The organism is Paenibacillus dendritiformis (assembly GCF_015845845.1).
Classification (GTDB): Bacteria; Bacillota; Bacilli; order Paenibacillales; family Paenibacillaceae; genus Paenibacillus_B; species Paenibacillus_B dendritiformis_C.
This window is the reverse complement of sequence record NZ_LDIG01000296.1, coordinates 20,853-38,330: the sequence shown is the minus strand read 5'-3', so window position 1 is coordinate 38,330 and position 17,478 is coordinate 20,853. Positions and strand designations below refer to the sequence as shown.

Here is a 17,478-nt window from a genome sequence, read left to right as displayed (position 1 = left end):
TGTAGGCGTTGTTCGCTATATAAGTTACTTGGCATGTCATTTGCTTAAATGAGTGAAGTTCCTATAGGGCATTCTTAGCAGCCCAGATTGTTCTTGATCCATTGTCTGCTGTTGCCGATGCTCTCCAGACTCGGACGCTGGCATTCATCCTGCTCGACAATAAGCCACTCCGCGCCGGCTTCCTTCGCCGCGCCGGCAATGGAGACCAGATCGAGCTCGCCTTCTCCCAGTTCGACGGTAAGCGGGCGTCCTTGGTCATCGCGCCGCAGATCTTTATAATGGACCAACGGAATTCGCCCCTTATAGCTCGCGATGACGCTAAGCGGGTCGTACCCGGCATACTGCACCCAGCAGACATCAAGCTCCGTGAAGAGCTTCTCCGCGGGAACGAGCCGGAACAGTGTATCGAAGACCGTATCGTTTCCGAGTTTTCTCGTAAATTCGAAATCATGGTTATGATAGCCAAGCTTAATTCCATGCTCAGCAAGCCGGTCGGATGCGTTCGCCAGCTGCTCTGCCGTATGCAGCAGCGCTTCGAGAGAGCTGTACCGCGATTCCTGAATCCCCGGGCACGCAATGTACCGGTTGCCGATCGCCGCGTTCATCTCGATCTGCTCGTCGAGGTGGTCGACCAACTGTTCGATGCTGACATGGGACCCAGCTGCAGCAAGATTCAGCCGCTTAAGCGCGTCCGCCAGTTCTTGCGGCTTCAGTCCGCCGTAGCCGGCAAATTCAACGCCTTCGTAGCCCATCTCCGCGATTTTTTCCAGCGTGCCGATGAAGTTCTTTGCGGTCTCGTCTCTCACCGTGTAAAGCTGCACTCCGATTTTCATGGACCAAGCACCTCTTTTAAATTCAATATTGGATAGGCCGCCTTATTCATTCGCCGCGCATTCCTCTGAAAAGGTTTACATCGGACTTCATTCATTGTGCCACATTGTATCCGGGCTGTGAATGAAGGATATCTTTTTTACATGAACAATCTTGCTATTGTCTGATATAATCGATGTATACGACAACATGAGAAATAGGGGGATTCACATGTCTCAGTCCAGTGAACCGCGGCAGGACATCTCCTTGCTGTTCGCCGGACATGCCCGGCACAGCAAAGCAATGACGCTCGTCATTCCCGATCTGAAGCACTACCTGGTCCGGATCCAGCTGGAGGGCAGCGGCCACACGTGGCTGGACGGAGGGTACCGGGAGCTGAAGCCCGGCGATCTCCTGATGCTCGGCCCGGGGGAGTATTATGATCTGAAGATTGGCTACCGCAATCCCGAGGCATCCGATCCGCTTCGCAAAGTGCACAGTCTCGACTATTATATGATTCTGAACGGCCCTTGGGTCGAACAATGGTGGACCAAGCGCGAGCGCCCGGGCAAGTCCGCGATCGGCATCGACGACCATCTGCTGTCCCTCTGGCGCGAGATAATGCAGGAGCAGCGCCTCTTCGGCTCGATCAAGGTGAACGATATTGTCAAGCATCTCACCTTCGCCTTCTTCGGCATGCTCGAGCGGACGCTAACGGAACGGACGCATCCGTCCTTCGTGAACATGAACCGGACGGCGCAGCTTGCTCACAGCATCAAGCAATATGTCGAAGTGAATGCAACCGAGCCGTTCTCGCTCCAGGATGCCGCCGATTCCGTTCAACTGAGCGTATCGCGGGCGTCCCATGTGTTCAAGGAGACCTTCCAGCAGTCGATTATGGATTACGCGATCCAGGTCCGGATTACGCTCGCCTGCGAACGTATTCTGCATGGCTACATGCCGCTGGAGCAGATTGCCGAGATGTGCGGCTTCCAGAGCTACACCTATTTCTACCGGACCTTCAAGAACCGGATGGGCTTGTCCCCGCGCCAATTCCGGGATCAGCGCCAGCTTACCGCCGAAACTTAAGCGCTTGCTTTTCCCGCCGGCAAACCTCACATGAGCGGAAGATGGAGTCTTCCGCTCTATCGTTCCTCCTTTTCCGCCATGGCGATAGAACGCGTTTTCCGAACTTTCCGATCTCCCGTCCCGGATTCGATCAACAATTCGATATATTTGTGTCTTTCCTTCCGCTTACCTTGTATTCTTTTTACCGATTGACTATGATAAGAGTGAAAGAATAATTTTCATATCAGAGCACTAATTTATCAAAATTTTTTTCATCTATCTGACCGTAAAAGGATGATTGGTTTGTCCACAATATTGCAGGCGATCCGGCAAAAGTTCGAAGAATATCACCCGCAGGAGCGGAAGGTAGCCGATTACATTTTGCAATTTCCGGGAAATGTAGTGACGATGGGCATTACGGATCTTGCCGAACAATCGGGCACCTCGCCCGCGACGGTGACGAGATTCTGCAAATCGCTCCTCTTCCGGGGATATCCCGATTTCAAGACGAAGCTCGCTGCCGACCTGGCTCAACAGAGCGTTCCGCTCACCTACCAAGACATCATTGCAGGCAACCCGCTGCCAGACATCATTGCCGCTATCGAGACCAACCATATCCGTTCGATCTCCGATACGACCGGATTGTTGGATCTGGAGACCTTGGAGCAGGCCCTGCAGGCGCTTCTTCACGCCCGGCAAACCGATCTTTACGGCATGGCCACTTCCGGTATCGTGGCGTTGGATTTTTATCAGAAGCTCATTCGTATCGGCAAGCAGGCATCCTGCTTCTCGGACCCGCATATGCAGATTACATCGGCTTCCCGGCTCGGACCGGGGGATGTCGCGTTCGCCATCTCCTATTCCGGCGAGACGCCGGAGACGATCGAGGCGCTGTTGTGCGCGAAGGAACAGGGAGCGACCACCATTTCCTTGACGAAGGTGGGAGCGAACCGTCTCGCCTCGCTGGCGGACATTCGGCTTTTCGCTTCCTCGCTGGAGGAAGGCATCCGGCGCGGCGATATGGCCTCGCGCATCGCACAGCTCCATATCATCGACATTCTGTTCGCGGGCATGACGAGTGAGCAGTTCCACGAGCGCATTCCGATGCTGGAACATTCGTACCGGATGGTGCGGAAGTATCGTAAAGTTAAAGGGAGGTAACACCAACACAATGAACATTTTGACGTTCGAGACCAATGAAGAATTGAACCAGAACGGGGCCGGCATTATTGCGAGTCTCGTGCAGACGAAGCCCCAGGCCGTGCTTGGCCTGGCTACGGGAAGCACGCCGATCGGCATCTATCAGGAGCTGATCCGGCTCTGCGGGAAAGGATATGTCAGCTTCAAACAGGTCACCTCGTACAATCTGGATGAATATGTCGGTCTGCCTTCCGATCATTCGCAGACCTACCGCAGCTTCATGAACAAGCAATTATTTGATCACATTGACATTGATAAAGCGAACACCCACGTGCCTGACGGCAACGCGGCCGATCTGGAGGCAGAGAGCAAGCGCTACGACAAAATGCTCTCTGACGCCTCCATCGACCTGCAGCTGCTGGGCCTGGGCCACAACGGCCATATCGGCTTCAACGAGCCGGACCGCCACCTGCAGAGCGGCACGCATATCGTCACGCTTAAAGAAGAGACGCGACAGGCGAACAAGCGCTTTTTCAACTCGATTGACGAAGTGCCGACGCAGGCGATTACGATGGGCGTCGGCTCCATCCTGAAGGCGAAGATGATCATGCTCGTCGTCCGCGGCGCAGACAAGGCGGATATCGTTCACCGCGCGCTGACCGGGCCGATTACGACAGATATTCCGGCTTCTCTTCTTCAGACCCATCCGAACGTCGTCGTATTACTCGACAAGGAGGCGGCAAAACATTTCCATGAATAAGTCAACTTTTACGGTGAAGCATGCCCGCGTCGTGACGCCGAACGGCATCCTGGCGGATGGCGTCGTCCGCGTAGAGGAAGGGCGCATTGTCTTCATCGGGACACCAGGACAACTGTCGGACAAAGATCTCGTGTGGCTTGACGAGGCCATCGATGCCGAAGGCGGGTATTTGCTGCCCGGGTTCATCGATGTGCATGTGCACGGCGGCTTCGGCGCCGACTTCATGGACGCGACAGCGGAAGCTTATGACACGATTACGCGCTTCCATATGGAGCATGGCACGACGGCGATGCTCGCTACGTCCATGACGCAGTCCCGCGAAGCGCTGGACAAGGTCGTCGCGGCAGTAGACGCTTATATGAAGCAGGATATGCCTTATGCGCAGCTGGCGGGTCTTCACCTCGAAGGGCCGTTCGTCAATCCGAAGTACAAAGGGGCGCAGAACGAAGCCTATATGCTCGATCCGCAAATCGAGTGGCTGGAAGCATGGGATACAAACCATCCGGGCGTGATGAAGCAATTGAGCCTCGCTCCGGAGCGGCAGCATGCCATCGAAGCGATCCGCTGGTCCCGGGATCACGGCATTAACGTCGCGGCGGCGCATACCGACGCGACGTTCGAACAGGTGACCGAGGCGGTCAATGCCGGCCTGAACCAAGCGGTGCATACATTCAACGCGATGTCCCCGGTCCATCACCGCAATCCGGGCGTCGCCGGCGCGGTCCTGACCGACGATCGGATTACGGCCGAAGTCATCGCGGACGGTCATCACGTGCATCCTGCTTGCATCAAGCTGCTCGCCCGCTCCAAAGCGCCGGGCAAGCTCGTGCTCATCACGGATGCGATGTCCGCCGCGGGCATGCCGAACGGAGCTTACGAGCTGGGCGGCCTCCCGGTCACCGTGAAGGACGGAGTGGCCCGGCTGACGGAAGGCGATTCGCTGGCAGGCAGCACGCTGACGATGATCGGCGCCGTCCGCTTCGTCATCGAGCAGGTGGGCCTGTCCATCGAGGAAGCGTCCCGCCTCGCGAGCATCAATCCGGCGAAGCAGCTTCGTATCGATGACATCACCGGCAGCATCGAAGTCGGCAAGCAGGCCGATCTCGTCTGGACCGACCGCGATCTGAACATCCGCCGAGTCTGGGTCAAGGGGCGCAGCCATATGCAGCAAGCCTAAGCCCGCTTCACATTCATGCTATTTATTATCAAGGCCCGTGCTCCCGAGCACGGGCCTTGACTGTCGACAATGGCTTTGCCGAGATAGGCCCCCTTGTAGACGGTGTCATTCGTCAATTCCTGATAGGCGGTCGATTCCATTCCGTGAGAACCAACTCCTTGTCAGACAACCCTTGCTCGGCCAGCAGCCTCATCTCCTGCGCAAGCATGTCCCGCAAGTACACCGGATTCGGAGAGATCCCCATGAACTCCTCCAATATTCGGCGGTCCCGATGCAAAGGGAGCCCCAGCGGAGCGGCCAGTTCGGCGTGAAGCACCTCCTCGATATGGTCATGCGGATAGAAATGAAGCGGGATGAAGTCCGGCAATCACGGATTGCTGCGGCAGAACGCAAAAAATTCATCATTCAGCCGCGGCGAGCGGATGGTGATGATCCGCCCTGGCGCGCAGCGCTCCGAAAGACATCTCCATATCATCTTCCATCGTTCCCGGCCAGAATGTCTGCAGCTCCGGTCATCCACTCCACTAAAGCTGCAGTATCTCCCGCCACTCTAGTCATCTGCTCCGCCAATACTGCAAGAATGCAGCAATTTCATTGACACGAGGTTGCGAAAATACGATTACTGCAAAAATACAGCAATTACCGTGCGGCGAGGCATAAATAGCGTTTAAAATGTCGAAATAATGTAATTTTTCAGGATTTTCTCGGAATTTAGCCTATTGAGGTTAAAAATGCTGCGCCTGTGCAGCAATTTTATGCGGGGACCCGCTTGCTTCATGCGCGGACCAGCTTGCCCTAACCTAACCTGTTCTGCCTTCCCCGGCCCCTCCCTTCCTAAGAAAAAAGACTGTCGACAGGACTTTGTCGACAATCTGGGCCCGTGCTCCTGAGCACGGGCCTTCTCTATGCAGTTGAAGAGGACAAAAAAATTAGCGTCTAACTGCCAGACCCTGTGTGCAGGCAGCCGGCAGACGACGCTGTGATCTATGGAATGCAAGCCGTAACGACTTGTTCCGGTTGAAATGTCTACTTTACATTTTGAGACGAGCAAAGTTTCAGTTTCTCCATGTTCACAATAAAACCGTATGTTTTCAATATATCTAATCCAAGCAATCCGTTATGGGACTTCGGAAGAATTCCAGCTTCATAGACGGGGTCTCCATTCTCATATGTAACACCGATTTCCTCGAGTACAGTAGGGCTGAATACAGTATGAGACGAGCCTGTATCAATCTTTTCGAAGGTGAATGACACATTCCTCATTAGAGGTATGATAAACGATACTCCCCGGTTCGGCTTTAAAAAACTCTCTATTAGCATCCTTATCGGATATTGTGCGGACAGAAGCCAATTCTGTTATGATTTTTTGTCATCTTCCTCACGGTAATCAAGTATGGTAAGCAGTACAAATTGGTCGGGAGTCGGGAAACAATTCTCTGACTTGTTGCCATCTCATCGAAATTCCTCACCTTATATATTATTCGTATCCTGCTTTCAGCTTATCACAATTTGCTTTCAAGTCGAGGAAGCTGATAGAGATGGTATATATAATTCGCCAAGTGTCAGAAACAACTTCTCCGTTACGGGACATGAGCAAAAAAATTAGCGTCTAACTGCCAGACCCTGTGTGCGGGCAGCCGGCAGACGACGCTGTGATCTATTGAATGCAAGCCGTAACGACTTGCTCATTCAAGAACTTCTGTCCTTGGTTGAGATGCTGCCGCAGGAGCAGAAGTTAACAATGGTCAGGGCGATGGGCTCATCATCAGATTTTTAACTCCCCAAGCTTGATCAGTTCGACAACCGCTTGCGACCGACCTTTCACATTTAATTTTTGCATCACGTTGGAGATGTGGTTTCGGACTGTCTTCTCGCTAATGAACAGCAGTTGCGCGATGTCGCGGGTCGTTTTGTCTTGAACAAGCAATTCAAAGACTTCGCGTTCACGGTTCGTCAACAGGAACTTGCTTTTGTGATCGCTACCCTTCAAGTGTCACCCCTCCTTGCCCGAATTTTTGTTATTTAACAAGGTTAAGGGATACAGTCAAAGTTATAGTATGAAGGACATTCTCACTTGGTGCGGTGCTTCTCAAAAATGGGCCTATCCTCTGCGGTCCCGTCACCTTTGCATAAATTCGGACCAAATGCTGAACGATAAGCCTTAGTATGTAGCGAAAAGGACCGCGTCTCTCCGCCAGCAGCGCAGAACGCGGCTCCTTCCCGTTTGTTATCTCAATCCGGGAGCCATATTATTCAGACGTCTCGGATGAGTATTGGTCATTTGTCTCGTCGATCCATATTCTTGTGTCGGGAAGATACGATAAACCATTTCTTGGAATTCTTGCGCAAATCCAGACAACGGACGGCCTTCTGCCGAGCTCTTCATGAACTGGTTCATCCGTGCAACGAAGTCAGGGTTGGCTGACACGTATACTTGATCGCATTGCGGCGCATCGTTTTTGACGATTTGAGCGATTCGTCCCTTCAGATCCGAAGGCACGTCATTGGCGCTCATATCCGCGCTGTTATTGAGTGTATGGCTCTTGGAGCGCGCATCCAGATTTCCGGTGCCGCCCGCGCGTCCCATGCTTCTATTCATGCCGGTTCCGCGTGTCGTTCCTTTGGCGTTAACTTGTGTATCAGTTGTTACGGCCACATAGGCGTTATTGTTCGTAAGCATTACGTTTGCCGTTTTTACGCCCTTCATTCGGGTGATCTTGTCGGCAATTTTCTTGCTCATCTGCATATTGGTGATGGTATGCGCATTGCCATAGCCTGTGCCGTTGCCGTTCAACCGGTTGCCGTCAACGCCATAACCCGTGAAGTTGTTCATGCCGTAATTTCCGGTACCGTAAGTCCCGAAGCCATTCATGCCAAACCGGTTGCCATTCGTGCCCAAGCCGTTCAGGTCGTCGTTGATGCCAAATCCGTTCGGGCCAAGCCCGTTCATGCCGGTTCCGCGAGTCGTGCCGCGAGTACCGGTGCCGTCGAGACCGTTGCGGGTTCCGTTGACGCCATTGCGCTGACCGTTAAACCCGTTTGTGTTGGTATCCAGATTCGGGTTCATGCCGAGCGGATAGATTCCGTCCTGAGCGGTACGGGTACGCATGTTGTTTTTAGCGCCTCTCGTTGTCACGTTATCGGGATTCGTCGTGCAGCCTGTCAACCCCATGGACATGACCATTGCCGCTGCCAGCGTGAGCAGGACCAACTTTTTACGCATCGCTTTTCCTCCTTGTGTAGATGATTTCAATTGGATTACCACCCCACTTAGCATGCGCCGACGCCGGGATGTTATCCCGATAGGTTTTACCGCCCCTGCCACTCCTTTCTGCGCTATGCAATTTTCCGCAGCAAGGCAGATCACTTCATGGATAGCCACCCATCCGGCTGTCCGACATCCCTTTTCGACATACCTTTTCGTTGACAACGAGATATCGGAGCCTTATTATTTAGTACCAGGTACTAATCTTAGCATACCGGAGGGAAACCTATGCCAATAACACGTTTGCATACGAAAGCTCGCATTACCGCTTTTGGCTCCTATGTCCCCGAGCGCCGATTGACCAATGACGATCTCGCCGCAATGGTGGATACGAATGACGAATGGATTGTTACCCGAACCGGCATGAAGGAACGCCGTATTGCCGCTCCCGACGCCTACGCTTCCGATCTGGCGGTGATGGCGGCCAATGATTTGGCGGAGCGCCATGGAATTGACTTGCGGCAGGTGGATGCGATATTGGTTGCCACGTCCACTCCGGATGCATTTTTCCCGAATACCGCCGCTCTTGTTCAGGCTCGGCTCGGAATGGATGATGCGCTGGCCCTCGATATTTCCAATGCGTGCGCAGGCTTTGTCAGCGGACTTCAGTTAGGGATTGGCTTAATCGAAGCAGGCCTGCATCAGCGCGTACTCGTTCTCGGAACGGAAGTATTGAGCAAAACCGTAGACTACACCGATCGGAGCACCTGCATCCTATTCGGCGATGGCGCCGGAGCGATGCTGCTCGAGGCGGATGACCGAAGAGACAGCTTTGTGGCCTCCTTGTCCGACACGACGGGCGATACGGAAGCGGTCTTGTACCGTCGCGCCACCGCCGACCGGATTGGAGAAGCGGAACTGAGAGAAGATGGGAAGTTGGTCCAGAACGGCCGCGTACTATATAAATGGGCGCTGCAGCAAATCCCTGCCGGGATTGGAAAGATCCTGTCCCTTCTTCAATGGAATGCGGATGCGGTGGACTGGTTCATTCCGCACAGCGCCAACCTCCGCATGATTGAAGCGATAAGCGAACGAAGCGGCATTCCAATGGAACGGACATTAACGAGCGTCGCCTATTATGGCAATACATCGGCGGCAAGCATTCCGCTGTCCATCTCCCTCGCTCTGAAAGAAGGGAAGCTGAAGCCCGGCGACATGACGCTGCTGTACGGCTTCGGAGGAGGCTTCTCACAAGCGGCGCTTCTGCTTCGTTGGCCTCGATTGCAATGAGTTCAAAAAGAAGACACGGCTCCCGCGAACGGCAGCCGTGTCTTCTTTTACTTTTGATTGGATTCAGGTTCATCCGGCTTCTTATCATCCTGCCACGTCTGAACCGCTTCCTGGAAGGATGCTTCGCCGACCGGATAGGCCCATCCTTCGCCATCCGGGATGATCCATATATGATCCTCCTTCATGTAACCGCCATATTGCTTCGTCACCGGTTTTTCTTGCGGCTGTCCGGGGTCAATGGCTTCCGGCTGCAGGGTAACCGTCAGCGACCAGTCCTGCTTCGATCCGGAGCCCGTCAAGGCGTCGGCCCGTTGCGGCTCGCGATCGATCATCAGGAAGCGGAAGGCATTGATAAGCGAGGAGGCTTTTTCTTGGGCAATGGTCTCGCCGTTCAAGCTCCAATTCTCCGTTTCATCAGCCGAATTTTCCTTTTTCGGCGCCTTTTTCAAATCATAGGTTTGTCCGCCCCATGACCACTTGAATTCCCGGACTTCCTCCAGCGCAAACGTCAGCGGTTCCTTCCGGGCAAAATCAAAGGCCGAGCGCTTCAGGCCCGACAAGTCGGATTCGGATACTTGATAGACCGTGTTCGTGCCATCTGTCCGGGCGTAGACCGTTCCGGGAACCGGGGTGTTCGCTCCGACTTCGATTCGGCGAACGTGTCCGCCTTCTGTAATGGAGTACACGGCAGCGGGATGATCAAGGCCGTATTTGGCCATATCGGCCGCCTCCTCTTCCACCACGGCTTGCCCGGCCACGCCGGTAAACGTTGTAATCCAATCGGTAACCGCATAAGGACTTACCGGATAATCCTCATTTCCCTGCACCTTCCAATCTTCCTTCACCTTAACCAGCTTCAACGGCTTGCCATCGGCATTCAATTCAATGGCGACCACTTGTTCCGCCGCCGCCTTCACGAGGACAGGCGGGGCTTCCGCTTCCTTGTCTGTCTCGATAAAGAAATGATTGGAAGATGCATACCAATACAGAATGCCGAAGACAATAAGCAGCAGAACGGCTGGCATCAGCTTTTTCATGACGCATGTCTCCTTCTCCACCACAGTCCCGCTCCAATCAGGAGCAGCACGGCCGGAAATCCGATGACGCTCACCCACAAAATCGTTTTTCCCTGAGCCGGCGTCAAATACGCAAGCTGGTAGGCGGCCTTCTCACGCGGCCGGATCGTAACCTGATCCTGATTCTCCTCCAGCCAATGGATGCTGTTCAGCGCGAAGTCCCGATTGCCCTGGGTATAGATATAAGCGTCCGCCATAAAGCTGGAACCGCCGATTACGACGGCTTTCGGCTGCCCGTCCTTCGACTGGACGACCGCTCCGAGCGTCAACGGACCTGCGATATCCTTGTCATCCCGTTCGCTTCCTTCTTGAACCAAGCGCGGGATATCCGTCTCTCCATAAGCTTTTTCAGTCGTGTGCAAAATTTCTTGCGCTTCGAACGAATCGTTGTTGCTAATCTTCAGCGGAATGCTTAATGACAAGGTCATCATCATCCGGTACTGGATCAGCTTCTCTGTCATCTCGTGCTGGTTATAATCCGGCATAATCGTGAACGGATCATACAGCAAGCCTTCAGACGGCTCGACGGCGACCGAGTTTGTGCTTTCGACGCCAAGAGATTTCAGCAGCCCGTGAATATTCGGCCATTCCGTGGCCATCTTTTCATTGAACCCAAGCGCAATGTACAGCTTTCCTTTGCCTTTCGCATACTTCTGCAGCAGCTCCGCTTCCTTACCGCTCACATCCTGCTTCATGCCGATTAGCATCACGAGATCGGCATCCTCCGGCACGCTGCCCTTCTGCAACAGGTTCAGCTCCTCAAGCTCCACATTATCCTCTTGCAAGCTGGTCCGCAGCACATTCATTTGCGCCAACGGCATCTCCTGATGCCCGCTAAGAACGTAAGCCTTGGTTTTTTTGTCTGAAGCCAGGCTTCGCAGCGCCTGCGTCATTTTTTCCTCGCCGCTGAACTGATAGGAATACCCTTGCCCGGCTTGGAACATTTCAAATAAGCCGACCGTTTTGCGCTGGCTTCCCTGCTCGAAGACGATCGAGCTCGCCGTCAGCTTGTACTGCTCGGCCAGCGAAGGCTCCTTCAACAGATCATATCGCTTGAACGAAATATTCCGGTTGCGCTTCGCATATTCCTCCGCCATGTCGGCAACCTCGCGAACCAGCACTTCATCATCGTTCGGGGTCGTGAAGAGCTTAATCGCGATCGGCTTCTCGACGGAAGCCAGCGTAGACAGCGTCTGCTCCGACAGGGTGAAGGATTTGTTCTTCGTTACGTCCCACTGCCACCCCGAGAAGGACTGGAATATATAAGTCATCAATACGAAAATCCCAACTACCGCGGCCGAGATCATTGCCGCATTTCCACGACGCAGCCATGTTTTCATCTTCATGTTACCTCCACCGCTTTCTGTCCAACACTTGAATACTCAGCACAATGAATACGGCGGACAGCGTCAAGAAAAAGAGAACGTCCGCACCGCTGATCACGCCCTTCATGAACGACTCCAGACGCAGATTCATGGCGAAGGGCGCAAGCCAGCTTCCCCATTCCGGAGAGGTGGATGCAGGCATATCAAGCAGCCAAAAGGCAAGCAGCATGACCACGCCCGCAATCGCCGCCACCATCTGGTGCTGGGACAGTGTCGACGCGAACAAGCCGACGGCGGCCATCGTTGCGCTGAGCAGCAGCATCCCGAGAACCGAAGTGAGCAGCACCGGCCAATCCAGCGGGCCGAAGAACGACATAATCAGCGGGTACAGCAGGCTCAGACAGACCAGCAGCACCATGACGACAAGCGCGGCCGCATATTTGCCGAGCACAATGTGGCTCAACCGGGCCGGTGAGGTCAACAGCAGCTCATCCGTGCCTTGACGGAATTCGTCCGCCAGCAGACGCATCGTCAACAGCGGTATTACGAACACATACATGAACACCGCGTTCCCCGAGACAAGCCGGAAGTCGATGATACTCGGCTGGAACATGACGAAATTCAAATAAAACATAATACTGGAAATCAGCACATAAACGGCAAACGCCGCGTAAGAGGCAGGCGAGGTGAAATAAGCTTGCAGTTCCTTGCGGAAGATCGCTCGAAATCTACGCATCTTGCACCTCCTCCTCGGTCGTAAGCCGAATAAACACGTCCTCGAGGCTGGTTGCGTCCCGCTTCATCTCGAGAATCGGATATCCCGCCTTCGCAAGCGCGAAAAAAATAGACTCCCGCGCATCCGTCTGTTCCGCCGGGATGACACGCAGCGCAACGATCCGAGCGCCGGAATCCGGCTGCGGCACTCCGGTATGATCTTCTCCGGCTTCTGTCACCGAGCCAGCTTCATCCGCGTTCGCAGGCTCCGCCTCCATGCCGGATGCTGCCTCCGCAGCCGGGTTCCCGGAAAGCGTATCGGTAATAGAATCAGCCCCGGCACCGCCATTCTCTCGCTGCTCCTCCGTTCCGTTCCCGGCGTCAGGTTCTTTTACATCCGCAAGGACATCGACGGACGCTACCTCGGGAAGGGCTGTCAAAATCGATATGATTTCAGGCTCGCGTCCCTTCACTTCCAACTGCAGCGAGGAGGCCTGTCCCATAACCGATCCAAGCCGATCCTGCCGTTCATCCAGCACAAGACGGCCCTGATGAATAATGAGGACCCGATTGCACAGCGTATTCACCTCAGGCAAAATATGAGTGCTGAGCAGTACGGTATGCTGCTCTCCCAATTCGCGAATCAGCTCGCGTATCTCGATAATCTGGTTCGGATCGAGCCCGGACGTCGGCTCGTCCAGCACGAGCAGATCGGGCTTGTGAATAATGGCTTGCGCCAAGCCCAGCCGCTGCTTGTACCCTTTCGACAAGCTGCGAATAATCTGCTTTTCTCTTCCGCGCAGCCCCAGCTTGTCCAGCATTTCGGCGATGCGCTGCTTCTGTTCCCGGACAGGGACTCCCCGCAGATCCGCGATAAAGGATAAGTACGCCTTCACCGACATGTCAGGATAGAGGGGCGGAGTTTCGGGCAAGTAACCGATTTTGCTTCTGGCCTCGGCGCCGTGCTCCGCCATCGTCAAGCCGCCGATCGAGATGCTCCCGCGAGTGGGGTTGAGATACCCCGTAATCATGCGCATCGTCGTCGTCTTGCCTGCCCCGTTGGGCCCGAGGAAGCCGACTATCTCGCCTTGCTCGATGGCGAACTGAAGATCTTCCACGCCCCGGCGGTCGTCATACCATTTGCTGACGTTGTTCACTTCTAACATCGTAGACCTCCCGTTTCCTTTGCGATAACGGACGCACCGCCTGCCGGCGGCGCGCCGCAGTCTCTCTCACCGATCATAAGCCGATATATCTAAAGCAAGATTAAACGGAAATGAAACGAAACTTAAAAAAATGTGTCTATTTTGTGAACGGTCAATATTTTTTTCGAAAACGCTTGCCTCGGTGCATCCGGGAGCGATGGATCCCCTTCCCCTTCCCCTTCCCCTTCCGCCTGCGGGCTCGCAACGCCCGCGGCCAATGGCGCCTGCGGCGGCGATGTCGCCCGCCCCGCCTCACCCTCCGCCTGCCGCGCAGTCGCGGGTGGCGGAACAAGGGCAGCCGCAGTTGGTCGTCCGGTGAACCTGCGGGAGACATAACGCCGTACAGGATGTCGGCGGGAATCCGGCGTGCCTGGGGCAGCAGTGATGCATATTCCGACATGCCGGGAGCAACGCAGCGGTACGTGCCGCTATCCGATTCGGCGACGAACACATCGGGAGCATCCCCTTGGATGACTTGGTATTTGTGCCGCTGGTGAAGGACCTGACTAATAAGCAGCTTCTTCAGCCGAGCACGGAACACGGCATGGCCAAATACCCGAACTACGTTCTTCCCGTTGCGAATGCCCGCCCTTCTCCATACCGAAGGGCTGCGGGTCGCATTAACAACGGCCTGTGTCAGTCGCTCCTCGTCCCCGGTCTCTATCGAGTAAGCGGAGTTCCCCGTCGCCGCTAATATTTCCGCTAACCCGCCTGACGCGTAAGCAATGACCGCCTTGCCGAATATCATTCCTTCCAGGGCCGTTAACCCGAAGCCCTCCGGCAGCAAGCTGGGCACCACGACAATATCCATCGCCGGATACACATGCTGCACCGACGCCTCGAAGCGAATGAACCGGAACCGATCGGCGTATGGCGAATTCGCAATCATCCCGAGACAAGCATCGTAGTAACCGTGATCCGTCGGCTCTCCGAGGATGACGAAGCGGGCGAACGGCCTCTGATCCGCCACTCGAAGCGCCATTCGGACAAAATGGTCCAACCCTTTTTCGGGATAGAAGGAAGCCGCTATATATCCAATCAGCACATGTCCTGCTGCTATCCCCAATTCTTTTCTCTTGCTGCGGCGAAAGCGGGGCCAGGAGCGAGGCTGAAGCGCGTTCGGGTGCCACGATGGAGGCAGCAGATAGAGCGGGGTGTCTCCCGCCGCAGGGCGGATCGGTTGAAGCGTCGTCTCCGATGTACCGATAATGCCATCGGCATGCGAGCTGATAAGCTCCGCGGCGAGGGAGGTGTGCGGAGTAGCGGCGATGGTCTCATTGATGACCCACAGGGTTGGAATTCCCAGCGATGCGGCTGCGGCGGCCGGAAGCTGGTGGATCGCCGTATTCGTCAAGACGATGTCGGGTTGCATATACCTCAGCAGGCCGACGGTAGCCTCGAATTCGGGAGTCCGCTTCCAACGCTCCCATTCCTCCGGGAGATCGGCGTCCGGCCGGATGAGAGAATACATCAGCGGGCAGGGCATAATCTCGCTTCGAATGCCGGCTTCCCGGGCCAGAGCCGATAAGCGGCCTTCCTGCGGCACGATGATAATGCATTCATACCAGGTCCTTAACTCGTGAGCGAGAAAAAGAAGATGTTTCTCCGCCCCGGTAATAAAATCTTGGTTGCACATATGCGAAAATAACATCATTGTCGGTTTCATTTGCGTGGCCCGTTCCTCGTAAGAGATACGGAAGCCTTCACCTCCAGAAGCAATGGAATGGCATAGGATGGCACCGTCCCTGCGATCGTGCCCTTCTACTCGAATATGGTAGCCAGCACCTGGTTCAAGCGGTGCGCATACGTATGTTCGCGCATCGTCCGGGCCAAGGCGCGGAGCGCGATCTCCCGCCGTTCTTGTTCATGGCTTAAATAGTAGTCGATCTTGGCCAGCATCTCTTCCGGGGAAGAATAGGTCTCTATTTCCGCGCCGGGGGTATAGAATTGGGAGATATCCGATCGCACGTCCGTCAGCTGCAGCGTTCCGCAGGCACAGATTTCGAAAGTCCGCGGGTTCGGGGAATTGGCCGGAATATTGATCCGGTTCTGGTTGCTCGACTCGTCGTCATGACCGCGGTGCAAATTAATGACAATCTTGCTGCCGTTGTACACCTCGGACGTCTCATACGGGTCCATCCAGCGGTTCAATTCGATCTGATGGGCGTATTGAGGAAATTGAGACAGCCGTTCCCACCATAAGCCGGTCAGAACCAAGCCTCGCTTCATCAGTTGGGGCAGAATCGGCTCTATCATCCGAATCCGGTTCCAATAGGCGGATCCGATGAAGCTGATCCCCCTTCGTACCTTAGCGGGGCTGCGAAGAGGCCGGAAATGGCCATGATAGACGCCAAACGGCAAAAAGTGCACGTTCGCCCCAAGCGAACGGTAATACTCGACGCTGTTCGCTTCCAGAGTGAAAACATAGTCATAATGCGTCACTATGGAGCTCATCATATCGGTGTAATAGGGATCGTCCGTAATCCATAGGGCAGTTCGGATCCCAAGCGCCCGCACCGCATCCACTTGCTCCACCGGAAGATCCATGCCGTCCAGGGCAAAAACCAAATCGGGCCGCTGTTGGCCCGCCACGGCGGCAACGCCATCCCGCGGCCCGCATACCGACACTTGGCTGACCAGTTCCTGCCATGTGTTACGCATGCCTTCATCCAGCGGGGCATAAGGATACCCTTTGCCCGTTGTCACATAGCAGACATGGAGCGGCCGCATCGGTATCGGCTCCCTCGGCGTCTTCATAATGACATCCGCCCGTCCGCGCAGATAGCCTTCCTGGAATCCATCATTGAACCCTGCGTTGCGTCCTTGATGACGGGCGTTGTATCGAAATTGCTGATTCATATGAATTCGGGCTTGCTGCCTGCGTGAGCGTGATGTACGCATGGGATCGCTCCTTTTTACATTCATTTCTAATTGGCATTTGCGAGGCGGCAGACGCCGCCTCGCAAATGCTGTATCGGTAGTCTAGCATCCCTTCATCATATGCCGCTCCGTCAGGTGCATCATGGACGGTTATCCATCCATGGTCAAAAAGGGCTTCCGAGCAAAGAAAAAACAGCCAGCGGCCGCCGATTGCGGCAAGCATCTGACTGTTCATAGGCCTATCCTGTATGTTCGGAATATGTCAACTGGTGGCCATCCTCGAAGCCTTTGGCAAAGCCGACATTGTACCCTGCCTGATAAGAGCCGTCATAGCCCTTTTTATGGGATTGAGAAGAACCTCTCCTCCCCCGGCGGACGATTCGCAGCCCCCTTCTCCGCCGGTTGCGGGAGCGGCCGGATAGACGCCGGCCAACTCCTTTGCGGGCGCGAACGGGGCCGCTGCGCACGGTCTTGCGCCCCGGTCTTCGTGTGTGTGAACTCTTTTTCAATAGATTCTCCCTCCTGTACTCCTGGGGTCAAGTACGGCTCTGTCGAAATAAGCTGGATTGAACCAGGGCGTTGCAGGGGTCCCGGTTGTCTTGTGACGGGAACGCCAGCCGGTGATCATGCCGCATAGCGCCAGCTGGTAGTTCGACAGCAGCCGGATATCCTCTTTAATTCCTTTGGCGGAGCCTTCCGCATGCTCGGTGACATCCGCAAGCTGCTCCAACATCCGGGCCAGCGCAGACTGGCTGCGGACGATGGCCTGTATCATTTCAAGCTTGACTTCATCCTCCTGCGATCTATGCATCATGCCCGTTTATCTCC

The 17,478-nt window shown here is 54.9% G+C and carries 17 protein-coding genes; 5 read left to right on the top strand and 12 right to left on the bottom strand.

Translation table 11 applies throughout. The annotated features are described in order from the left end of the window. Positions 1-74 precede the first annotated feature (74 nt). Entirely contained in the window at positions 75-833 is a 759-nt protein-coding gene (locus ABD76_RS28660; protein WP_197260257.1) for a sugar phosphate isomerase/epimerase family protein, read from the bottom strand. 208 nt (positions 834-1,041) lie between these two features. Between ABD76_RS28660 and ABD76_RS28655 the strand changes: the two genes are divergently transcribed. The 4 genes from ABD76_RS28655 (at position 1,042) to nagA (ending at position 4,955) form a co-directional block, all read left to right on the top strand. Beyond that, on the top strand, positions 1,042-1,899 hold the full coding sequence (locus ABD76_RS28655; RefSeq protein WP_197260256.1) for an AraC family transcriptional regulator: 858 nt from the start codon (positions 1,042-1,044) through the stop codon (positions 1,897-1,899). 282 nt (positions 1,900-2,181) lie between these two features. Beyond that, positions 2,182-3,039, top strand: a complete 858-nt coding sequence (locus ABD76_RS28650) for a MurR/RpiR family transcriptional regulator (RefSeq protein WP_197260255.1) — start codon at positions 2,182-2,184, stop codon at positions 3,037-3,039. Positions 3,040-3,049: 10 nt separating this feature from the next. Then, positions 3,050-3,778, top strand: coding sequence for a glucosamine-6-phosphate deaminase (gene nagB, locus ABD76_RS28645; protein WP_197260254.1), 729 nt, complete (start codon positions 3,050-3,052; stop codon positions 3,776-3,778). Next, on the top strand, positions 3,771-4,955 hold the full coding sequence (nagA, locus tag ABD76_RS28640) for an N-acetylglucosamine-6-phosphate deacetylase (RefSeq protein WP_197260253.1): 1,185 nt from the start codon (positions 3,771-3,773) through the stop codon (positions 4,953-4,955). The genes nagB and nagA overlap by 8 nt, the downstream gene beginning before the upstream one ends. A gap of 112 nt (positions 4,956-5,067) precedes the next feature. Here the strand turns inward: nagA and ABD76_RS28635 are convergent, their stop codons facing one another. From ABD76_RS28635 to ABD76_RS28625, 3 genes are all read right to left on the bottom strand, one after another. After that, positions 5,068-5,322, bottom strand: a complete 255-nt coding sequence (locus ABD76_RS28635; protein WP_197260252.1) for a hypothetical protein — start codon at positions 5,320-5,322, stop codon at positions 5,068-5,070. A 1,398-nt stretch (positions 5,323-6,720) separates the two neighbouring features. Beyond that, entirely contained in the window at positions 6,721-6,945 is a 225-nt protein-coding gene (locus tag ABD76_RS28630) for a helix-turn-helix domain-containing protein (protein ID WP_006288225.1), read from the bottom strand. Positions 6,946-7,182: 237 nt separating this feature from the next. Next, on the bottom strand, positions 7,183-8,178 hold the full coding sequence (locus ABD76_RS28625) for a YhcN/YlaJ family sporulation lipoprotein (RefSeq protein WP_197260251.1): 996 nt from the start codon (positions 8,176-8,178) through the stop codon (positions 7,183-7,185). A gap of 270 nt (positions 8,179-8,448) precedes the next feature. Here ABD76_RS28625 and ABD76_RS28620 point away from each other — a divergent pair, with 270 nt between their 5' ends. Next, a complete protein-coding gene (locus tag ABD76_RS28620; protein ID WP_197260250.1) occupies positions 8,449-9,450 on the top strand; it encodes a ketoacyl-ACP synthase III in 1,002 nt (333 codons plus the stop codon). Between the two features lie 47 nt (positions 9,451-9,497). Here the strand turns inward: ABD76_RS28620 and ABD76_RS28615 are convergent, their stop codons facing one another. From ABD76_RS28615 to ABD76_RS28580, 8 genes are all read right to left on the bottom strand, one after another. Further along, positions 9,498-10,487 (bottom strand): DUF4340 domain-containing protein, encoded by a 990-nt coding sequence (locus ABD76_RS28615; protein WP_197260249.1) that lies wholly within the window; start codon positions 10,485-10,487, stop codon positions 9,498-9,500. Then, a complete protein-coding gene (locus ABD76_RS28610; RefSeq protein ID WP_197260248.1) occupies positions 10,484-11,866 on the bottom strand; it encodes a GldG family protein in 1,383 nt (460 codons plus the stop codon). Before ABD76_RS28610 ends, ABD76_RS28615 begins: the two co-directional genes overlap by 4 nt. A 7-nt stretch (positions 11,867-11,873) precedes the next feature. Continuing rightward, on the bottom strand, positions 11,874-12,587 hold the full coding sequence (locus ABD76_RS28605; RefSeq protein ID WP_197260247.1) for an ABC transporter permease: 714 nt from the start codon (positions 12,585-12,587) through the stop codon (positions 11,874-11,876). Next, positions 12,580-13,731 carry an ABC transporter ATP-binding protein gene (locus tag ABD76_RS28600; RefSeq protein WP_197260246.1) on the bottom strand — a complete coding sequence of 384 codons (1,152 nt, stop codon included), beginning with the start codon at positions 13,729-13,731 and terminating at the stop codon, positions 12,580-12,582. The genes ABD76_RS28605 and ABD76_RS28600 overlap by 8 nt, the downstream gene beginning before the upstream one ends. A gap of 151 nt (positions 13,732-13,882) precedes the next feature. Continuing rightward, a complete protein-coding gene (locus ABD76_RS28595) occupies positions 13,883-15,436 on the bottom strand; it encodes a glycosyltransferase family 4 protein (protein ID WP_242069869.1) in 1,554 nt (517 codons plus the stop codon). Positions 15,437-15,531: 95 nt separating this feature from the next. After that, positions 15,532-16,629 carry a CgeB family protein gene (locus ABD76_RS28590; RefSeq protein WP_242069871.1) on the bottom strand — a complete coding sequence of 366 codons (1,098 nt, stop codon included), beginning with the start codon at positions 16,627-16,629 and terminating at the stop codon, positions 15,532-15,534. Between the two features lie 260 nt (positions 16,630-16,889). Next, positions 16,890-17,159 (bottom strand): hypothetical protein, encoded by a 270-nt coding sequence (locus ABD76_RS28585; protein ID WP_197260244.1) that lies wholly within the window; start codon positions 17,157-17,159, stop codon positions 16,890-16,892. Then, positions 17,156-17,464 carry a hypothetical protein gene (locus tag ABD76_RS28580; protein ID WP_197260243.1) on the bottom strand — a complete coding sequence of 103 codons (309 nt, stop codon included), beginning with the start codon at positions 17,462-17,464 and terminating at the stop codon, positions 17,156-17,158. Before ABD76_RS28580 ends, ABD76_RS28585 begins: the two co-directional genes overlap by 4 nt. Positions 17,465-17,478: the final 14 nt, after the last annotated feature.

Excerpts from the sequence above, each read along its gene's own strand:
- ABD76_RS28595 (WP_242069869.1), bottom strand. The coding sequence starts at position 15,436 with ATGAAACCGACAATGATGTTATTTTCGCATATGTGCAACCAAGATTTT.
- ABD76_RS28600 (WP_197260246.1), bottom strand. The coding sequence starts at position 13,731 with ATGTTAGAAGTGAACAACGTCAGCAAATGGTATGACGACCGCCGGGGC.
- ABD76_RS28580 (WP_197260243.1), bottom strand. The coding sequence starts at position 17,464 with ATGATGCATAGATCGCAGGAGGATGAAGTCAAGCTTGAAATGATACAG.
- ABD76_RS28605 (WP_197260247.1), bottom strand. The coding sequence starts at position 12,587 with ATGCGTAGATTTCGAGCGATCTTCCGCAAGGAACTGCAAGCTTATTTC.
- ABD76_RS28610 (WP_197260248.1), bottom strand. The coding sequence starts at position 11,866 with ATGAAAACATGGCTGCGTCGTGGAAATGCGGCAATGATCTCGGCCGCG.
- ABD76_RS28590 (WP_242069871.1), bottom strand. The coding sequence starts at position 16,629 with ATGAATCAGCAATTTCGATACAACGCCCGTCATCAAGGACGCAACGCA.
- nagB (WP_197260254.1), top strand. The coding sequence starts at position 3,050 with ATGAACATTTTGACGTTCGAGACCAATGAAGAATTGAACCAGAACGGG.
- ABD76_RS28660 (WP_197260257.1), bottom strand. The coding sequence starts at position 833 with ATGAAAATCGGAGTGCAGCTTTACACGGTGAGAGACGAGACCGCAAAG.
- ABD76_RS28655 (WP_197260256.1), top strand. The coding sequence starts at position 1,042 with ATGTCTCAGTCCAGTGAACCGCGGCAGGACATCTCCTTGCTGTTCGCC.
- nagA (WP_197260253.1), top strand. The coding sequence starts at position 3,771 with ATGAATAAGTCAACTTTTACGGTGAAGCATGCCCGCGTCGTGACGCCG.
- ABD76_RS28625 (WP_197260251.1), bottom strand. The coding sequence starts at position 8,178 with ATGCGTAAAAAGTTGGTCCTGCTCACGCTGGCAGCGGCAATGGTCATG.
- ABD76_RS28620 (WP_197260250.1), top strand. The coding sequence starts at position 8,449 with ATGCCAATAACACGTTTGCATACGAAAGCTCGCATTACCGCTTTTGGC.
- ABD76_RS28615 (WP_197260249.1), bottom strand. The coding sequence starts at position 10,487 with ATGAAAAAGCTGATGCCAGCCGTTCTGCTGCTTATTGTCTTCGGCATT.